Source organism: Pseudomonas sp. FEMGT703P, from assembly GCF_002786345.1.
GTDB classification, from domain to species: domain Bacteria; phylum Pseudomonadota; class Gammaproteobacteria; order Pseudomonadales; family Pseudomonadaceae; genus Aquipseudomonas; species Aquipseudomonas peli.
This window is the reverse complement of the sequence record NZ_PGCM01000012.1, coordinates 201789-218826: the sequence shown is the minus strand read 5'-3', so window position 1 is coordinate 218826 and position 17038 is coordinate 201789. Positions and strand designations below refer to the sequence as shown.

Below are 17038 nucleotides of genomic sequence, written 5' to 3'. Positions count from 1 at the left end.
CTCAATTTTAATGTTATGTTATTACATTAAATACAACAGAAGGATGTCTCCCCTTGCGCGCCGCCCACGCCTTACTCGCCAGCCTGCTGCTTCCCAGCACCTTTGCTGCAGCAGCAGAAAACCCCGTTGAGCTCTCTGCCACCACCGTCACCGCCCGCCAGGAACGCGCAGATGGCCCGGTTCAGGGTTACCGCGCCACCCGTTCGGCCAGCGCGACGCGTACCGATACGCCGATTGCCCAGATTGCTCAGAGCATCAATGTGGTACCCGCACAGGTGCTCGATGACCTGGGTACCTCGCGCATCGACCGCGCCCTGGACTTTGCTGGCGGCGTGTCCAGGCAAAACAACTTCGGCGGCCTGACCTTCCTCAATTACAGCGTGCGCGGCTTCACCACCGGCGAGCTGTACAAGAACGGCTTCGCCATCAACCGTGGCAGCTACAGTTCGCCGGACGCCTCCGGTATCGAACGTATCGAGGTACTCAAAGGTCCGGCCGCGAGCCTGTATGGCCGTGGCGATCCCGGCGGCATGATCAATATCGTCAGCAAGAAGCCGCAGGCCGAGGCTTTCAGCCAACTCAAGGCCAGCGCCGGCAGCTGGGACCGCTACCGCAGCAGTCTGGACGTCAACACCCCGCTGAATGACGACGCCACCCTGCTGTCGCGAATCAACTTGGCGGTCGAGGACAACCAGAGCTTTCGTGACCATGTCGGCAGCGAACGGCAGATCGTCAGTCCGTCGCTGAGTTGGCAGCTGAACCCCGACACCCTGCTGCTGATCGAGAGCGAATTCACCCGCACCGAGTCGGTGTTCGACCGTGGTATCCCGGCGGTGAACAACCGCATGGGCGCGGTGAAAGACTCCACGTTTATGGGCGAACCGAACGACGGCAGCATCCGCAACGACAACCAGATGCTGCAGGTCAGCCTGGAGCATTACCTCAATGACAGCTGGAAGCTGCGCCTGGCCAACCACTACGCCCAAGGTCGCCTGCAAGGCAATAGCTCCGAGCCGTCACGCCTGGTTGGCGACACCCTGACGCGTTTCTATCGCCAGCGCAGCTTCGAATGGAACGACAGCATCACCCAAGCCGAACTGCATGGCAGCTTCAACCTCGGCAGCTGGCAGCACCAGACCCTCGCCGGGCTGGAGTACGAGAACTACCGCAACAGCCAAAAGTACCCGCAAAGCGCGACCACACTGGGCTACGGCCAGAACATCTACCAACCGCAGTACGGCCAGGCCAAGCCGGCCATCGTCAATCCCAACGATTTCTTTGAGCACACCGAGAGCTTTGCCCTCAACCTGCAGGACCAGATCAGCTTCAGCGAACGCCTGAGTGGCCTGATCGGCGCGCGCTTCGAGCGCTTCGAACAGACCGCGCTGAACCGCAGCACCAGGGTCAGCAACGAACAGAACAAGGATGTCGCCACCGCGCGCACAGGGCTGCTCTATCAACTGACGCCGCAGATCGGGGTGTTCGCCAACGCCTCCACCTCGTTCAAGCCCAACAGCATCAGCAGCCAGGGCACGGTGTTCAAGCCGGAGAAGGGCCTGGGCTATGAAACCGGGCTGAAGCTCGACCTGCTCGACAGCCGCCTGGGCGCGACCATCGCGCTGTTTCATATCGACAAGGAAAACGTGCTAACCGCCGACCCGGCCAACCCCGGCGACAGCATCGCGGCCGGCAAAGCGCGCAGCCAGGGCCTGGATATGCAGTTCAGCGGCCAGCTCAGCGATGCCGTGCGCATCATCGGCGCCTACGCCTTTATCGATGCCGAAGTCACCGAAGACAACAGCCTGCCGGTGGGCAGCAAGTTACTCGGCGTCGCCCGCCACAGCGGCAGTCTGATGACGGTCTATCAGTTTCAGGAAGGCCGCCTGCGCGGCTCGGATATCGGCGCCGCACTCAACTATGTCGGTGATCGCTCGGGGCAGGCCGGCAGCGACTTCGAATTACCGGCCTACAGCACCGTCGACCTGCTCGCGCGCTACCAGGCCAATGAAGACCTGAGCATCGGCCTGAACCTCAACAACCTGTTCGACCGCGAGTACTACGAGCGCGCCTACAACAACGTCTGGGTCATGCCGGGTGATCCGCGCAACCTCAGCCTCAGCCTGACCCTCAATCTCTGACCCATCACTCAAGGAACCCCAGTATGCGTACCGTCAAACCCGCCATGCTTACCGCGCTGTTCGCCACCCTACTCGCCGGGCAGGTACAGGCCCACGGCCTGTGGACCGAACAGCGCCGCGGCCATATCGAAACCATCTACGGCCACGGTGCCGAGGACAACGCATTCAAGGCCGAGAAAATAAGCGGCGCCTGGGCCTATGACGCCGCCGGTAAGATGATTCCGGTGACCGTCCAGCGCCTGGAGGATCATGCCCGCCTGCAACCGCTGAAAACCCCAGCGGTACTTGGCGTGGCGCTGGATAACGGCGCCTGGTCACTGACCCCGGACAAGCAGTGGATCAACCAGGGCCGCAGCAAAGTGCCGAACTCGACCGAGTCGCTGCACACGTTCAAGTACAGCCTGGCGATATACCAGGAAGGCGCCACGTTGCCGAAGCTGGATCAGTTGAAGATGGTCATTCTGCCGGAAGTCGACCCACTCAAGGTCGGCCCCGGCAAGCCACTGGCGGTAAGGGTGCTGGTGGATGGCAAGCCGGCTGCCGGGGTCGAACTGGTCGGTGACTACCGTGGTGCGCCGCACCAGATCAGCGCCACCACCGATGCCGACGGCCGCGCCCAGGTGCTGGTACGTAACGAAGGGCTGAATATCATCAGCGCATCCATCGACCTGCCCGTCAAAGGTGACAAGGACATCGAGACGCGCGGTCTGTTTACCTCGCTGACCTTCCTCGGCCAGGCGCACCACGAATAACGCGCACGGATAAATAACAGGCAATAAAAAGCCGGAGCAGTGCTCCGGCTTTTTTACGGCTGCCAGTTAAAGACCTTGCAGCGCGTCCAGCAGTGCCTGGTTCTGCTCTGGCGTGCCGATGGTGATACGCAGGAACTGGGCAATCCGCTGTTGCTTGAAGTGACGCACAATCACGCCCTGCTCACGCAAACCGGCCGCCAGAGTCGCCGCGTCCTTGTCCGGATGACGGGCAAACACGAAGTTCGCCTGTGATGGCAACACCTCAAAGCCCAGTTTTTCCAGCCCAGCCACCACAGCCTCACGGCTTTCGATCACCCGCTGGCACGTCTGCTCAAAGTATGCCTTGTCCTCAAATGCCGCCGCCGCGCCGGCAATCGCCATACGGTCCAACGGGTAGGAGTTAAAGCTGTTCTTGATCCGCTCCAGCGCTTCGATCAGGTCCGGGTGCCCCACCGCAATGCCGACCCGCAATCCGGCCAACGAGCGCGACTTAGACAAGGTTTGGCTGACCAGCAGGTTCGGGTACTTGTCCACCAGACTGATCGCCGTCTCACCGCCGAAGTCGATATAGGCTTCATCCACCAGCACCACGGTATCCGGGTTGGCCTTGAGCAAACGCTCGATCGCCTCCAGCGCCAGCCCACAGCCAGTCGGCGCATTGGGGTTGGGGAAGATGATACCGCCATTGGGTCGCGCGTAATCCTCAACGCGAATCTGGAACTGTTCATCCAGCGGCACCTGCACAAAATCGATGCCATACAGGCCGCAGTACACTGGGTAAAAGCTGTAGCTGATATCCGGAAACAGCAGCGGCTGGCCGTGCTGGAACAGGCCGTGGAAGGCGTGCGCCAGCACCTCGTCGGAACCGTTGCCGACAAATACCTGAGCGGTCTGCACGCCGTAATAGTCAACCACCGCCTGTTTCAGGCGGTCGCTGTTCGGGTCCGGGTACAGGCGCAGGTTGTCATTGACCTCGGCCTGCATGGCGGCGATGGCCTTGGGCGAAGGACCATAGGGGTTTTCGTTGGTGTTGAGCTTGACCAGCTTGGCCAGCTTCGGCTGCTCACCTGGCACATAAGGCACTAGGTCTTTGACGAAGGGGCTCCAGAATTTGCTCATCTGCCCTTCTCTCCTCGAATTCGATTCTGGGGTGAGGCGCGCCTCGCGCGCCCTGAAAATTCAGTTCTTGATGCGGTATTCGGCGCTACGGGCGTGGGCGGTCAGCGACTCGCCACGGGCCAGCACACTGGCCACCTTGCCCAGTTCCGATGCGCCCTCGGCCGAACAATGAATGATCGACGAGCGCTTCTGGAAGTCATACACCCCCAGCGGCGAGGAATAGCGTGCGGTACCCGAGGTCGGCAGCACGTGGTTGGGGCCGGCGCAGTAATCGCCAAGGGCTTCGGCGGTGTAACGGCCCATAAAGATCGCACCAGCATGACGAATCAGCGGCAGGTACTCTTCCGGGTTTTCCACCGACAGCTCCAAATGCTCCGGCGCGATACGGTTAGCCACTTCAATGGCCTGAGCCATGTCGGCTACCTGAATCAGCGCGCCACGGCCTTCCAGTGAGGTGCGCGCAATCGTCTCGCGCTCCAGGGTCGGCAGCAGCTTGGCAATGCTTTCGGCGACGCGATCAAGGAAGGCGGCATCCGGGCTGACAAGGATCGACTGGGCGTCTTCGTCGTGCTCGGCCTGGGAGAACAGGTCCATGGCGATCCAGTCCGGATCGGTCTGGCCGTCACAGACCACAAGAATTTCCGACGGTCCGGCGATCATGTCGATGCCGACCTTGCCGAACACGTGGCGCTTGGCGGTGGCGACGTAGATATTGCCGGGGCCGACAATCTTGTCCACCGGTGGCACGCTTTCGGTGCCATAGGCCAGTGCGGCGACGGCCTGAGCGCCGCCGATGGTGAACACCCGGTCGACGCCGGCGATGCAGGCGGCGGCCAGGACGATCTCGTTGATCTCGCCACGTGGGGTCGGCACCACCATCACCACTTCCGGCACGCCAGCGACCTTGGCCGGGATGGCGTTCATCAGCACCGAAGACGGATAGGACGCTTTGCCACCCGGCACGTACAGACCGGCTCGGTCCAACGGGGTAACCTTCTGCCCCAACACCGTGCCGTCGGCTTCGGTGTAGGTCCAGGAATCCTGTTTCTGCCGCTCGTGGTAGCTGCGCACGCGCTCGGCGGCTTTTTCCAGGGCGCTGCGCTGCTCCGGCGTGATGCGGGTCAGGGCCAGTTCCAGACGCTCGCGCGGCAGAATCAGATCCGCCATGGACGCAACATCCAGGCCATCGAACTGCTTGGTGAACTCGACCAGCGCCGCATCGCCGCGCTCACGCACCGCCTTGATGATATCAAGCACGCGCTGGTTGACCGCGTCGTCCGAGACACTTTCCCAGCTCAGCAGATGATCCAGATGCTGGGCAAAGTCCTGGTCAGCGGCATTGAGTCGGCGAATAGCGATAGGAGCGGTCATAGCGGGCCTCTTAAATTGGCAAATGCTCGGGCGTCGCTAGGCTACCAAGCCCACCGTATGGACGCCCGAGATAATTGGCTATGACACGGATAGGCAGACGCGGCGTAATGCCGCGTTGAGGGTATTAGCGGGGGTGTCGCGCTTCAACTGCATCGCGCAGGGTGTCGATCAACGCCTGAATGCGCGCGTGCTGCATCTTCATCGACGCCTTATTGACGATCAGCCGCGAGCTGATCATGGCGATCAGCTCCTGAGCTTCCAGGCCATTGGCGCGCAGGGTGTTGCCGGTGTCGACCACGTCAATGATCTTGTCAGCCAACCCCACCAGCGGTGCCAACTCCATCGAGCCATACAGCTTGATGATGTCAACCTGACGGCCCTGTTCGGCGTAATACCGTTTGGCCACATTGACGAACTTGGTGGCCACTCGCAGACGGCCTTTCGGCTCTGGTGCGCCAACAGCACCGGCGGTCATCAGCTTGCATTGAGCAATCCGCAGGTCCAGTGGCTCATACAGCCCTTGGCCGCCGTATTCCATCAACACGTCTTTACCGGCCACGCCGAGGTCCGCTGCGCCGTGTTCGACATAGGTCGGCACATCGGTGGCCCGCACGATCAGCAGACGTACATCATCCAAAGTGGTCGGGATGATCAGCTTGCGACTTTTATCCGGGTTCTCGGTCGGTTCAATTCCCGCCGCTGCCAGCAGCGGCAGGGTGTCATCGAGGATCCGGCCTTTGGAAAGAGCAATAGTCAGCATGGTCTTAGCCCGGCACGCGGCGAATCTTCGCCCCCAGCAACTGCAATTTCTCTTCAATGCACTCGTAACCACGGTCGATGTGGTAAATGCGGTCGATCAGGGTGTCACCTTCGGCCACCAGTGCCGAGATCACCAGACTGGCTGACGCTCGCAGGTCGGTGGCCATGACGGGCGCACCCTTGAGCTTCTCGACACCGGTGACGATTGCGGTATTGCCCTCGACCTGGATCTGCGCGCCCATGCGGATCATTTCATGCACATGCATAAAGCGGTTTTCGAACACGGTTTCGATCACCGTGCCGGTGCCCTCGGCAATTGCATTGAGGGCAATAAACTGCGCCTGCATATCGGTGGGGAACGCCGGGTACGGAGCGGTACGCAGGTTGACGGCTTTCGGCCGCTTGCCATGCATGTTCAGCTCGATCCAGTCATTACCACAGGTCACTTCGGCACCGGCTTCCTGCAACTTGGAAAGCACGGCTTCCAAGGTAGTCGGATCGGTGTCTTTCACTTTGACGCGGCCGCCCGTGACAGCAGCAGCCACCAAGTAGGTGCCGGTTTCGATACGGTCAGGCATCACGCTGAAACGCGCACCGTGCAGACGCTCGACGCCATCAATGGTGATGGTGTCAGTACCAGCACCGCTGATTTTCGCGCCCATGGCAATCAGGCAGTTGGCCAGGTCGACCACTTCCGGCTCGCGCGCGGCGTTTTCCAGCACGCTGCGGCCACGAGCCAGGGTCGCGGCCATCATGATGTTTTCAGTACCGGTCACACTCACGGTATCGAAGAAGAAGTGCGCGCCACGCAGGCCGCCTTCAGGAGCCTTGGCCTTGATGTAGCCGGCCTCGACATCGATGATCGCGCCCATGGCTTCGAGGCCACGGATGTGCAGGTCAACCGGACGCGAGCCGATGGCGCAGCCACCCGGCAGGGCCACTTCGGCATAACCGAAGCGCGCGACCATCGGGCCGAGCACCAGGATCGAGGCGCGCATGGTTTTCACCAGTTCATAGGGTGCAACCAGGGTCTTGATGGCCCGCGCATCGACTTCGACGCTGAGTTTCTCGTCAATGATCGGCTCGATGCCCATACGACCGAACAGCTCGATCATGGTGGTGATGTCGTGCAGGTGCGGCAGGTTGCAGATGGTGACTGGCGCGTCACCGAGCAGGGTGGCGGCGAGAATCGGCAGGGCAGAGTTCTTCGCCCCCGAAATGCGGATTTCGCCATCAAGGCGCACACCGCCGGTAATAATCAGTTTGTCCATGATTCTCTCGGTTTAGGAGCGCGCGGCCCAATCGGCACGGCTGAAGAATTTCATACTCACGGCGTGGATGCTGCCATCAGCGATCCAGGCGTTGAGGTGAGCGTAGATCTGCTGCTGGCGTTTGACCGGACTGAGGGCGGCCAATTCGTCACTGATCAGGTTCAGCTGAAAGTTGCAGCCTTCGCCTTCAACTTCCACCTGGGTATCCGGCAATTTAGCCTCAAGGAGACTCTTTACTTCTAAGGCCTGCATGCTCAACCTCGATCAACGCATAAATTAACGACAGCCGAGCAGACGCTCGCGGGTCGAGCATCATACAAAAAAGCCCCCCGCCTGCGAACCCCGCATTACTGCCAGCCGACCGAAGCCTTGATCAGACTTGCAGCGGAAGAATCTCTAGCAAACCGCAAACACCAGCGATCTCGCGCATGTCCTTGGGCAGATTACTCACGCTGAGGGTCTTGCCGGCCGCACTGGCATCACGCATAAACGCCAACAACAGCGATAGCCCGACGCTGCTGGATTTCTCCACACCCGCGCAATCAATCACGCATGCCGCCGCCGTACTGACCTTGAGTAGGCGCGCACCGTGCTCACGCAGCGCCGGCGCGCTCAGGTAATCGAGTACACCGGTCAGGCTAAAAACGCCAGGTGACGCCTCACGGATACTGGCTTGACTCACGATGCATTGGCCCCTTGGCGGGCTTTGGCAACGGTCTCGGTCCAGTTGTCGATGACCTTGTCCAGGTCATTGCGATTGTCTTGCATGGCCTGGGCGAACTGATCACGGAATAACTTACCGACGTTAATGCCGTTGATCACCACGTTGCGCATCTTCCAGGTGCCATCGAGGCTGACCATGGTGTAAGACAGCGGGTAAACCACGCCCTTGCCGTCCTTGATTTCCATGTTCACCGAGGTGCGCTCAGGGTCCTGCTGACCGCTGACTGGCAGCACGCGGATATCCTGATTGTTGTATTCGAGCAAGGCATTGCCATAGAACTGCATCAAGCTGCGCTTGAAGTTCTCCTGAAAGCGCTGCATCTGCTCAGGCGAAGCCTGACGCGAGTAACGCACGGTCATCACGCCACGAGAAATTCCGTCAACATCCACCACAGGACCAAGAATGCTGTTCAGGGCGTTGTAAAACGCACCCGGATCGGTACGGTACTGCTCTTTGTTGGCCTTGAGGTCGGCTAGCAGCGTGGTGGTGGTCTGCTGCACCACTTCATGAGCGGCTGGAGCTGCCAACGCCTGGAATGAGATAGCGGCCAGACAGATAAACAAACCGTTACGCAGCGTTTTGAACATAGTCAGCACCCCTCTTAATTTGCCTGGTCTTTGTTGACCGAATTCAGCAAAAACTTACCAATCAGGTCTTCCAGCACCAACGACGACTGCGTGTCGTGAATGGTGCTGCCATCACGCAGCACCTCTTCTTCGCCGCCCACGCTAATCCCAATGTATTTCTCGCCCAACAAGCCCGCGGTCAGAATCGAGGCGGTAGAGTCTGCCGGCAAGTTATCCACGGCATCATCCAACACCATGGTGACGCGTCCCATGTAGCTGTTGCGATCCAGATCAATGGCGGTGACCTTACCAATCGTCACGCCGGCCATGGTCACTTTCGATCTGACCGTCAACCCCGCGATATTCTCAAAGTGCGCATACACCTTGTAGGTATTTTCACTGCTGCCAACAGTCAGGCCGCTCACGCGCAAGGCCAGCAGCAACAAGGCCAACAACCCAGCCAGCAGGAACAAGCCGACACCCACTTCCAGCGTGCGGTTCTGCATCAGAAATCTCCAAACATCAAAGCAGTCAGAATAAAGTCCAGCCCCAGCACGGCGAGCGAGGCGTACACCACGGTTTTCGTGGTAGCACGACTAATCCCTTCCGAAGTCGGCTCACAGTCATAGCCCTGAAACACGGCAATCCAGGTCACAACAAACGCAAAGACCACACTCTTGATCACACCATTGAGCACATCTTCACGGAATGAAACACTGCTTTGCATGTTGGCCCAGAACGAACCTTCATAAACCCCCAGCCAGTCGACGGCGACCATCGCACCGCCCCAGATACCGACCACACTGAAGATCATCGCCAGCAGCGGCATCGAGATAAAACCGGCCCAAAGCCGCGGCGCGACAATATATTTGAGCGGATCAACGCCGATCATCGCCAGGCTCGACAGCTGCTCGGTGGATTTCATATTGCCGATTTCCGCAGTCAACGCCGAACCGGCGCGACCGGCAAACAGCAAGGCAGTAACCACTGGCCCCAATTCGCGCAGCAGTGTGAGGGCGACCATTTGCCCCACCGCCTGCTCGGAACCGTATTTGGCCAGAATGCTGAAGCCCTGCAGCGACAGCACCATGCCGATAAAGATGCCGGACACCACAATGATGGCAAGAGACATCACCCCAACCGAATACAGCTGTTTGATTAGTAGCTGAAAACTGTTACCGGTCGAGCCACGCCCCAACAGCGCACGCAGCAAAAACAGCACCGAGCGCCCCAGCGTGGCCACCACATCAATACCGGCGCGACCGAACAGGCGCACCCGCTCGAGCACAGATGTCTTGCGCATCAGCGCACCCCCAGAAGATCGTCGCGGTAATTGGCCGCCGGAAAGTGAAACGGTACCGGGCCATCGGGGATGCCCTGCATAAACTGACGCACGCGCGGATTATCCGAGGCCATCAACTCCGCCGGCGTGCCCTGCCCCAGCACCTGAGTGTCGCCCACAATATAGATGTAGTCGGCAATACTGGCGGTTTCCGCCAGGTCATGAGACACCACAATGCTGGTGATCGCTAACGCATCGCTCAGCAGGCGAATCAGTCGCACCAGAACGCCCATGGCAATCGGGTCCTGGCCGACGAAAGGCTCGTCATACATCAGTATTTGTGGGTCCAAGGCAATCGCTCGAGCCAATGCCACACGACGCTTCATGCCGCCCGAGAGCTCATCCGGCATCAACTCCAACGCACCGCGAAGGCCCACCGCCTGCAACTTCATCAGGACAATGTCGCGAATCATCTCTTCAGGGAGTTTGGTGTGCACGCGCAGGGGAAAGGCAACGTTCTCGAACACGTCCAGATCTGTAAACAGCGCACCACTCTGGAACAGCACGCCCATCTGTTTGCGCATGTCGAACAGCTCACTGCGCGACAGCGTCGGCAAGTTCAGCCCGTTAACCCAAACTTCACCCTGACTCGGCTTGAGTTCAGCCGCGATCAAGCGCAACAGCGTGGTTTTGCCACAGCCAGACGGGCCCATGATCCCCGTGACTTTGCCGCGGGGAATCTGGATATCGATGTTTTTGAAAATATCCCGCTCGCCACGTTTGAAGCTGACGTTCTTCAGCTCAACCGCATACGGGTTCTCGGCGCTCATCTGGACTCCTTGCTCAACGCTTGCCTGACTGACGTATCGCCCTGAACAAAGGGCACTACAGATCGTCGAACGTACCGAAAATGGCCGCGAACTATACCACTGCGGCACTGACCGCCCAAGACTGAAGGTGTTGCCGAAGATAAGCACCGCACAACTGCAACCTGTCACGAACCACTCGAAATACTGGGCAGGCACACCTTTCTCGTTATAATCCCCAGCTTTTAGCCTGTTCACCGCAGAGATGTCATGAGCCAATCAACCGATCTGATTCAGTCAGCGCAGCGCACCATTCGCTTGGAGCTCGAAGCTATTCAGGATCTGCTGGCGCGCATCAATGATGATTTTGTGCGCGCCTGCGAGCTGATTCTCGCCAGCAAGGGTCGTGTAGTGGTACTCGGCATGGGCAAATCCGGCCACGTCGGCAACAAGATTGCCGCCACCTTGGCCAGCACCGGCACCACTGCATTTTTCGTGCACCCGGCCGAAGCGAGCCACGGTGACATGGGCATGATCACCCGCGATGACGTGGTACTGGCACTATCCAACTCAGGCTCTACCGCAGAAATTGTCACCCTGCTGCCACTGATCAAACGCCTCGGCATCCGCCTGATCAGCATGACCGGCAACCCAGACTCTCCTCTGGCAACTGCCGCTGAAGTCAACCTGGACGCCCGTGTATCTCAGGAAGCCTGCCCACTGAACCTGGCGCCAACGTCGTCGACTACCGTGTCACTGGTTCTGGGCGATGCTCTTGCCGTAGCCTTGCTCGAAGCTCGCGGCTTTACCGCCGAAGATTTTGCTTTTTCCCATCCGGGCGGCGCACTGGGCCGACGCCTGCTGCTTAAGGTGGACAACGTGATGCACGCCGGCGACAGCCTGCCACGCATCAAGCGCGGCACATCGCTGCGTGATGCACTACTGGAAATGACCCAGAAAGGCCTGGGCATGACCGTGGTAACAGAGGATGACGGTCGCCTAGCCGGGATATTCACTGACGGCGACCTGCGCCGTACCCTGGACCGCAATATCGACGTGCGCCAGACCATTATCGATGACGTAATGACCGTCCACGGCAAGACTGCCCGCGCAGACATGCTGGCGGCAGAGGCCTTGAAAATCATGGAAGACCACAAGATCAGCTCACTGGTCGTTGTCGACGAAAACGATCTGCCCATCGGCGCACTGAACATGCACGACCTGCTCCGTGCCGGAGTGATGTGATGATCGATGCCGACCTGCTGCAACGCGCTCAAGCCATAAAACTGGCCATTTTCGATGTCGACGGCGTCCTCACAGACGGCAAGCTTTATTTTCTGGTCGACGGCAGCGAATTCAAGACGTTCAACACCCTCGACGGTCACGGCATCAAGATGCTGATCAACTCCGGCGTGCGCACCGCGATTATCAGCGGCCGCAAAACACCCGTGGTTGAACGCCGCGCGCAAAATCTGGGGATTCAGCACCTCTACCAAGGTCGCGAAGACAAGCTGGTAGTTCTTGATGAACTGCTTGGCGAACTGGGCCTAGACTATGCACAGGTTGCATACCTCGGTGACGACTTGCCCGACCTGCCGGTGATTCGCCGCGTCGGCCTGGGCATGGCTGTCGCCAGCGCTGACAACTTTGTCCGCCAGCACGCCCATGGGGTTACCCGCGCCCGCGGAGGCGAAGGCGCCGCCCGTGAGTTCTGCGAACTGATCATGCACGCCCAAGGCACCCTCGAAGCCGCCCAAGCTGTTTACCTATAGGCCAAACATGCCCCGCAAATTATTCAACATTGTCCTGTTTGCCTTTGTCGCGCTACTGGTAGCGGCGCTCGGCTATTGGAACCTCAGCCCTGACAGTTTCAACGAACAGCCTCAGTCAGCCGAGACCGACACCACCATCGATTTTTACGCCACCAACACCTACACCGTTCAATACCAGGCCGATGGCAAACTGCACTATGAGTTGAAGGCCGACAAGGTAGAGCACGTCAAGGCCAGCGACATCACCCTGATGACCAGCCCGAATATGAACCTGTTCCGCGGCACCGAGCTGCCCTGGAAAATCCGCAGCGAGCGCGGTGAGGTATCGCCAGGTGGCGTTGAGGTCGAGCTGACCGACAAGGTACGCGTTGAGCGCACCGACGCCAAAGGCCGTCCGACTATTCTTACCACCAGCCGCCTGACCGTATTCCCCGAGAAGGAATATGCGCAGACCCAGCAAGCCGTTAGAATCGACGCGGCCAATGGGGTGACCACGGCACAAGGAATGAAAGCGTACATGAATGACGGCAGGATGCTCCTGCTGTCCAACGTAAGAGGTCAGCATGAGGCTCGTTAACACCCTCCCCCTACTACTCAGCCTCAGCGCCGCACTCGGAAGTGTCAGCGCCTGGGCCCTACCCTCCGATCGCGAACAGCCTATCCGCATCCAGGCTGACAGCGCGGAACTTGATGACAAGCAAGGCGTAGCGGTCTACCGCGGTGATGTCGTCATCACTCAGGGCACCATGAAGGTCACTGGCGACACAGTCACCATCACCCAGAATGCCCAAGGCGATGTCGAGGTATTTACCTCCGTCGGCAAGCCGGCCTATTACGAGCAACTGCCGTCAGCTGACAAGCAGATCGTCAAGGCTTACGGTCTGACCATTCAGTACTTCATGGCCAACGAGCGCGTCGTCCTGATCGATCAGGCCAAGGTGATTCAGGAAGGCAACACCTTCGAAGGCGAAAAAATCGTCTATGACACCCAGCGCCAGATCGTCAACGCCGGCCGCGCCACAGGCACCAACGTCACCGCGCCACGTCCGCGCATCGACATGGTGATCCAGCCGAAGAACAAACCAGCCGACCAGCAGGCGCAGTAATAATGGCCACATTGAAAGCCCAACACCTGGCCAAGAGCTACAAAGGCCGCCAGGTAGTGCGCGACGTCAGCCTGAGTATCGACAGCGGGCAGATTGTCGGCTTGCTTGGCCCCAACGGCGCCGGCAAGACCACGTGTTTCTACATGATCGTCGGCCTGGTACAGGCCGATCAGGGTCGCGTGATGATCGATGATCTCGACGTCAGTCATCAGCCCATGCATGGCCGCGCTCGCGCCGGCATTGGCTACCTGCCGCAGGAAGCCTCGATTTTCCGCAAGCTCAGCGTGGCCGACAACATCATGGCCATCCTGGAAACCCGCAAGGACCTGGATGGCGCTGCTCGTCGCAAGGAACTTGAAGGCCTGCTGCAGGAATTCCATATCAGCCATATCCGCGACAACCTCGGCATGAGCCTGTCTGGTGGTGAACGCCGCCGCGTGGAAATTGCTCGCGCCCTGGCGACCAACCCCAAGTTCATCCTGCTCGACGAACCCTTCGCCGGTGTCGACCCGATTTCCGTCGGCGATATCAAGCAGATCATCCACCACCTCAAGGCCAAGGGTATCGGTGTATTGATCACCGACCACAACGTGCGCGAGACCCTGGATATCTGCGAAACCGCCTATATCGTCAGCGATGGCCAGCTGATCGCAGAGGGTGATGCCGAGGCCATTCTGGCCAACCAGACAGTCAAAGAAGTGTATCTGGGGCATGAGTTCCGGCTGTAACCACAGCTTTTCTCAAGCCGACTGCAGCCAAGGCTAGGCAAAACCCTTAAAGTCAGGCATATAATTTGCTTCCTAGTGGCGTTTTTTGAAAACGCCCTGTTGTGGATTGCGCACAGACGCCGGTAAATAAGGTCTGCAATGAAACCATCGCTAGTCCTGAGAATGGGCCAGCAGCTGACGATGACACCGCAGCTGCAACAGGCCATCCGCCTGCTCCAACTGTCGACCCTGGATCTGCAACAAGAGATCCAGGAGGCTTTGGAGTCCAACCCGATGCTCGAACGCCAGGAAGATGGCGATGATTTCGACAATTCGGACCCTATGGCCGATGGCGCAGAAAGCGCCAGCCCCAGCGAACAGCCCGAAGCCCCCTATCAGGAAACCAACTACCAGGAAGCCACGCAGACCGTGGACAACCTGGAAGAAGGCGATTGGGGCGAACGCATTCCCAATGAGCTACCCGTCGATACCGCCTGGGAAGATATCTACCAGACCAGCGCCAGCAGTCTGCCCAGCAGCACCAACGATGATGACGAGTGGGATTTCACTACCCGCACCTCCAGCGGTGAGAGCCTGCAAAGCCACCTGCTCTGGCAGCTCAACCTGGCCCCGATGTCCGATAAGGATCGACTGATCGGCGTCACCCTGATCGACTGCATCAACGAACAGGGCTACCTGGAAGAAACCCTGGAAGAAGTGGTCGAGGCCTTCGACCCGGAACTGGACATCGAGCTCGACGAAGTCGAAGCCGTGTTGCACCGCATCCAGCAATTCGAGCCCACCGGTATCGCCGCGCGCAACCTGGGCGAGTGCCTGCTCCTGCAACTGCGTCAGCTGCCAGCGAAAACCCCTTGGCTGAGCGAAGCCCAGCGCCTGGCCAGCGACTACCTCGACCTGCTCGGCAGCCGCGACTACAGCCAGTTGATGCGCCGCATGAAGCTCAAGGAAGACGAGCTGCGCCAGGTTATCGACCTAATTCAAAGCCTCAACCCGCGCCCTGGCTCGCAGATCGAATCCAGCGAGCCAGAATACGTGGTACCCGATGTAATCGTGCGCAAACACAACGAGCGCTGGCTGGTTGAACTCAACCAGGAAGCCATGCCTCGCTTGCGGGTCAACGCGCAATACGCCGGCTTTGTGAAACGCGCCGATTCCAGCGCCGACAACACCTTTATGCGTAACCAGCTGCAGGAAGCGCGCTGGTTTATCAAAAGCCTGCAAAGCCGCAACGAAACCTTGATGAAAGTGGCCACGCAGATCGTTGAACACCAGCGCGGCTTCCTCGACTACGGCGATGAGGCGATGAAACCCTTGGTGCTGCACGACATTGCCGAAGCGGTGGGCATGCATGAGTCGACCATCTCGCGGGTGACAACGCAGAAGTTCATGCACACCCCGCGTGGCATTTACGAGCTGAAATACTTCTTTTCCAGCCACGTCAGCACCTCCGAGGGCGGCGAATGCTCGTCCACGGCAATCCGCGCCATCATCAAAAAACTGGTCGCCGCTGAAAATGCGAAAAAGCCGTTGAGTGACAGCAAGATCGCTGGTTTACTGGAAGCACAGGGCATTCAAGTCGCTCGCCGCACGGTCGCCAAGTACCGTGAATCCCTCGGAATAGCGCCTTCCAGTGAGCGCAAACGATTGATCTAAGGCGGCACGAAGAAGGAAGACATCAACCCATACAGAACATGCCCAGGCCTCGCCTTTTCGCAAAAGCAGCCATACTGCCAACATGCAATCAGCGACCGTGCCAGGCTCGTTCTGCCCGAGTCTTCCACGCCACAGTGTTCCGGCGGCAGGCCTCATGCCTGCCTCTTACACACGGCAACAAGGAGAAAGCGGTATGCAAGTCAACATCAGTGGACATCAGCTGGATGTGACCGACGCCCTACGCGACTACATCGCCGAAAAACTCGGCCGATTGGAGCGCCACTTCGACAAGATCACCAATGTACAAGTCACCATGGAGGTCGAGAAACTCAAACAGAAAATCGAAGCGACCCTGCACATTGCTGGCGGTGAAGTTGTCGCCAATGCTGAACATGAAGACATGTACGCAGCTATCGATCTACTGACTGATAAACTCGACCGACAACTCATCAAACACAAGGAAAAACAGCTCGAACGTCAACAGGGCGCTATGGCCCGCTGACATCGTCTATCTCCTATGATCCGACTTGAAACCATCCTGACCCCCGGCCGTTCTCTAGTGAACGTGCCGGGCGGCAGCAAAAAACGTGTCCTCGAACAGATTGCCAACCTGGTGGCCCGTGAGCTACCTGACCTGGACGGCCAAGACATCTTCGAAAGCCTGATAGCCCGGGAAAAGCTTGGCTCGACCGGTTTCGGCAATGGCATTGCCATTCCGCACTGTCGCCTGCCGGGTTGTACCGCGCCGATCAGCGCCTTGCTGCGCCTGGACGCTGCCGTAGACTTCGACGCCATCGACGGTGCGCCTGTGGACCTGCTGTTTGTCCTGCTGGTGCCCGAAGCTGCCACCGACGCTCACCTGGAACTGCTCCGGCAGATCGCCAGCATGCTCGATCGCAGCGATGTGCGTGCCAGCCTGCGCCAAGCGGAAAGCAGCGAAGCCCTGTATCAGGTGGTAGTGGACGTACAAAGCCAACTCAACCGAGCCTGA

The 17038-nt window shown here is 59.2% G+C and carries 20 protein-coding genes; 10 read left to right on the top strand and 10 right to left on the bottom strand.

Annotated features, from left to right (window positions below; all coding sequences use genetic code 11):
- The first annotated feature begins 53 nt into the window (after positions 1 to 53).
- Positions 54 to 2138, top strand: coding sequence for a TonB-dependent siderophore receptor (locus CUR33_RS18680; protein ID WP_289240541.1), 2085 nt, complete (start codon positions 54 to 56; stop codon positions 2136 to 2138).
- A gap of 23 nt (positions 2139 to 2161) precedes the next feature.
- The gene (locus CUR33_RS18675; protein ID WP_289240540.1) at positions 2162 to 2890 is read left to right on the top strand and encodes a DUF4198 domain-containing protein; all 729 of its coding nucleotides are present in this window, start codon (positions 2162 to 2164) and stop codon (positions 2888 to 2890) included.
- A 66-nt stretch (positions 2891 to 2956) separates the two neighbouring features.
- Here CUR33_RS18675 and hisC read toward each other — a convergent pair whose 3' ends face one another.
- The 10 genes from hisC to CUR33_RS18625 all read right to left on the bottom strand — a co-directional run bounded on the left by hisC (position 2957) and on the right by CUR33_RS18625 (position 10812).
- The gene (hisC, locus tag CUR33_RS18670) at positions 2957 to 4009 is read right to left on the bottom strand and encodes a histidinol-phosphate transaminase (protein WP_289240539.1); all 1053 of its coding nucleotides are present in this window, start codon (positions 4007 to 4009) and stop codon (positions 2957 to 2959) included.
- A gap of 60 nt (positions 4010 to 4069) precedes the next feature.
- A complete protein-coding gene (gene hisD, locus CUR33_RS18665; RefSeq protein ID WP_289240538.1) occupies positions 4070 to 5380 on the bottom strand; it encodes a histidinol dehydrogenase in 1311 nt (436 codons plus the stop codon).
- Positions 5381 to 5504: 124 nt separating this feature from the next.
- Positions 5505 to 6140 (bottom strand): ATP phosphoribosyltransferase, encoded by a 636-nt coding sequence (gene hisG, locus CUR33_RS18660; protein ID WP_090255484.1) that lies wholly within the window; start codon positions 6138 to 6140, stop codon positions 5505 to 5507.
- 4 nt (positions 6141 to 6144) lie between these two features.
- Positions 6145 to 7410 carry a UDP-N-acetylglucosamine 1-carboxyvinyltransferase gene (gene murA, locus CUR33_RS18655; protein WP_090255485.1) on the bottom strand — a complete coding sequence of 422 codons (1266 nt, stop codon included), beginning with the start codon at positions 7408 to 7410 and terminating at the stop codon, positions 6145 to 6147.
- A gap of 12 nt (positions 7411 to 7422) precedes the next feature.
- Positions 7423 to 7662 carry a BolA family protein gene (locus CUR33_RS18650; RefSeq protein ID WP_090255487.1) on the bottom strand — a complete coding sequence of 80 codons (240 nt, stop codon included), beginning with the start codon at positions 7660 to 7662 and terminating at the stop codon, positions 7423 to 7425.
- Positions 7663 to 7783: 121 nt separating this feature from the next.
- On the bottom strand, positions 7784 to 8092 hold the full coding sequence (locus tag CUR33_RS18645; RefSeq protein WP_289240537.1) for an STAS domain-containing protein: 309 nt from the start codon (positions 8090 to 8092) through the stop codon (positions 7784 to 7786).
- Positions 8089 to 8721, bottom strand: coding sequence for an MlaC/ttg2D family ABC transporter substrate-binding protein (locus tag CUR33_RS18640; RefSeq protein WP_160089116.1), 633 nt, complete (start codon positions 8719 to 8721; stop codon positions 8089 to 8091). The genes CUR33_RS18645 and CUR33_RS18640 overlap by 4 nt, the downstream gene beginning before the upstream one ends.
- A 14-nt stretch (positions 8722 to 8735) precedes the next feature.
- A complete protein-coding gene (mlaD, locus tag CUR33_RS18635; protein WP_090255493.1) occupies positions 8736 to 9206 on the bottom strand; it encodes an outer membrane lipid asymmetry maintenance protein MlaD in 471 nt (156 codons plus the stop codon).
- The gene (mlaE, locus tag CUR33_RS18630) at positions 9206 to 10003 is read right to left on the bottom strand and encodes a lipid asymmetry maintenance ABC transporter permease subunit MlaE (RefSeq protein WP_090255496.1); all 798 of its coding nucleotides are present in this window, start codon (positions 10001 to 10003) and stop codon (positions 9206 to 9208) included. The genes mlaD and mlaE overlap by 1 nt, the downstream gene beginning before the upstream one ends.
- Complete coding sequence (locus CUR33_RS18625; protein WP_289240536.1) at positions 10003 to 10812, bottom strand: ATP-binding cassette domain-containing protein; 810 nt, start codon at positions 10810 to 10812, stop codon at positions 10003 to 10005. Before CUR33_RS18625 ends, mlaE begins: the two co-directional genes overlap by 1 nt.
- Positions 10813 to 11058: 246 nt before the next feature.
- On the opposite strand from CUR33_RS18625, the gene CUR33_RS18620 reads away from it, so the two are divergent.
- The 8 genes from CUR33_RS18620 to ptsN all read left to right on the top strand — a co-directional run bounded on the left by CUR33_RS18620 (position 11059) and on the right by ptsN (position 17038).
- On the top strand, positions 11059 to 12033 hold the full coding sequence (locus tag CUR33_RS18620) for a KpsF/GutQ family sugar-phosphate isomerase (RefSeq protein WP_160089120.1): 975 nt from the start codon (positions 11059 to 11061) through the stop codon (positions 12031 to 12033).
- Positions 12033 to 12560: a KdsC family phosphatase gene (locus tag CUR33_RS18615; protein WP_289240535.1), complete on the top strand. Its 528-nt coding sequence runs from the start codon at positions 12033 to 12035 to the stop codon at positions 12558 to 12560. Before CUR33_RS18620 ends, CUR33_RS18615 begins: the two co-directional genes overlap by 1 nt.
- Positions 12561 to 12567: 7 nt before the next feature.
- Positions 12568 to 13137 (top strand): LPS export ABC transporter periplasmic protein LptC, encoded by a 570-nt coding sequence (gene lptC / locus CUR33_RS18610; protein ID WP_289240534.1) that lies wholly within the window; start codon positions 12568 to 12570, stop codon positions 13135 to 13137.
- Positions 13124 to 13666, top strand: coding sequence for a lipopolysaccharide transport periplasmic protein LptA (gene lptA / locus CUR33_RS18605; RefSeq protein ID WP_090255504.1), 543 nt, complete (start codon positions 13124 to 13126; stop codon positions 13664 to 13666). The genes lptC and lptA overlap by 14 nt, the downstream gene beginning before the upstream one ends.
- A gap of 2 nt (positions 13667 to 13668) precedes the next feature.
- On the top strand, positions 13669 to 14394 hold the full coding sequence (gene lptB / locus CUR33_RS18600) for an LPS export ABC transporter ATP-binding protein (protein WP_090255506.1): 726 nt from the start codon (positions 13669 to 13671) through the stop codon (positions 14392 to 14394).
- Between the two features lie 138 nt (positions 14395 to 14532).
- Positions 14533 to 16047: an RNA polymerase factor sigma-54 gene (locus CUR33_RS18595; RefSeq protein ID WP_160089126.1), complete on the top strand. Its 1515-nt coding sequence runs from the start codon at positions 14533 to 14535 to the stop codon at positions 16045 to 16047.
- Between the two features lie 193 nt (positions 16048 to 16240).
- On the top strand, positions 16241 to 16549 hold the full coding sequence (gene hpf, locus CUR33_RS18590; RefSeq protein ID WP_090255510.1) for a ribosome hibernation-promoting factor, HPF/YfiA family: 309 nt from the start codon (positions 16241 to 16243) through the stop codon (positions 16547 to 16549).
- 15 nt (positions 16550 to 16564) lie between these two features.
- Positions 16565 to 17038, top strand: a complete 474-nt coding sequence (gene ptsN, locus CUR33_RS18585; RefSeq protein ID WP_108488228.1) for a PTS IIA-like nitrogen regulatory protein PtsN — start codon at positions 16565 to 16567, stop codon at positions 17036 to 17038.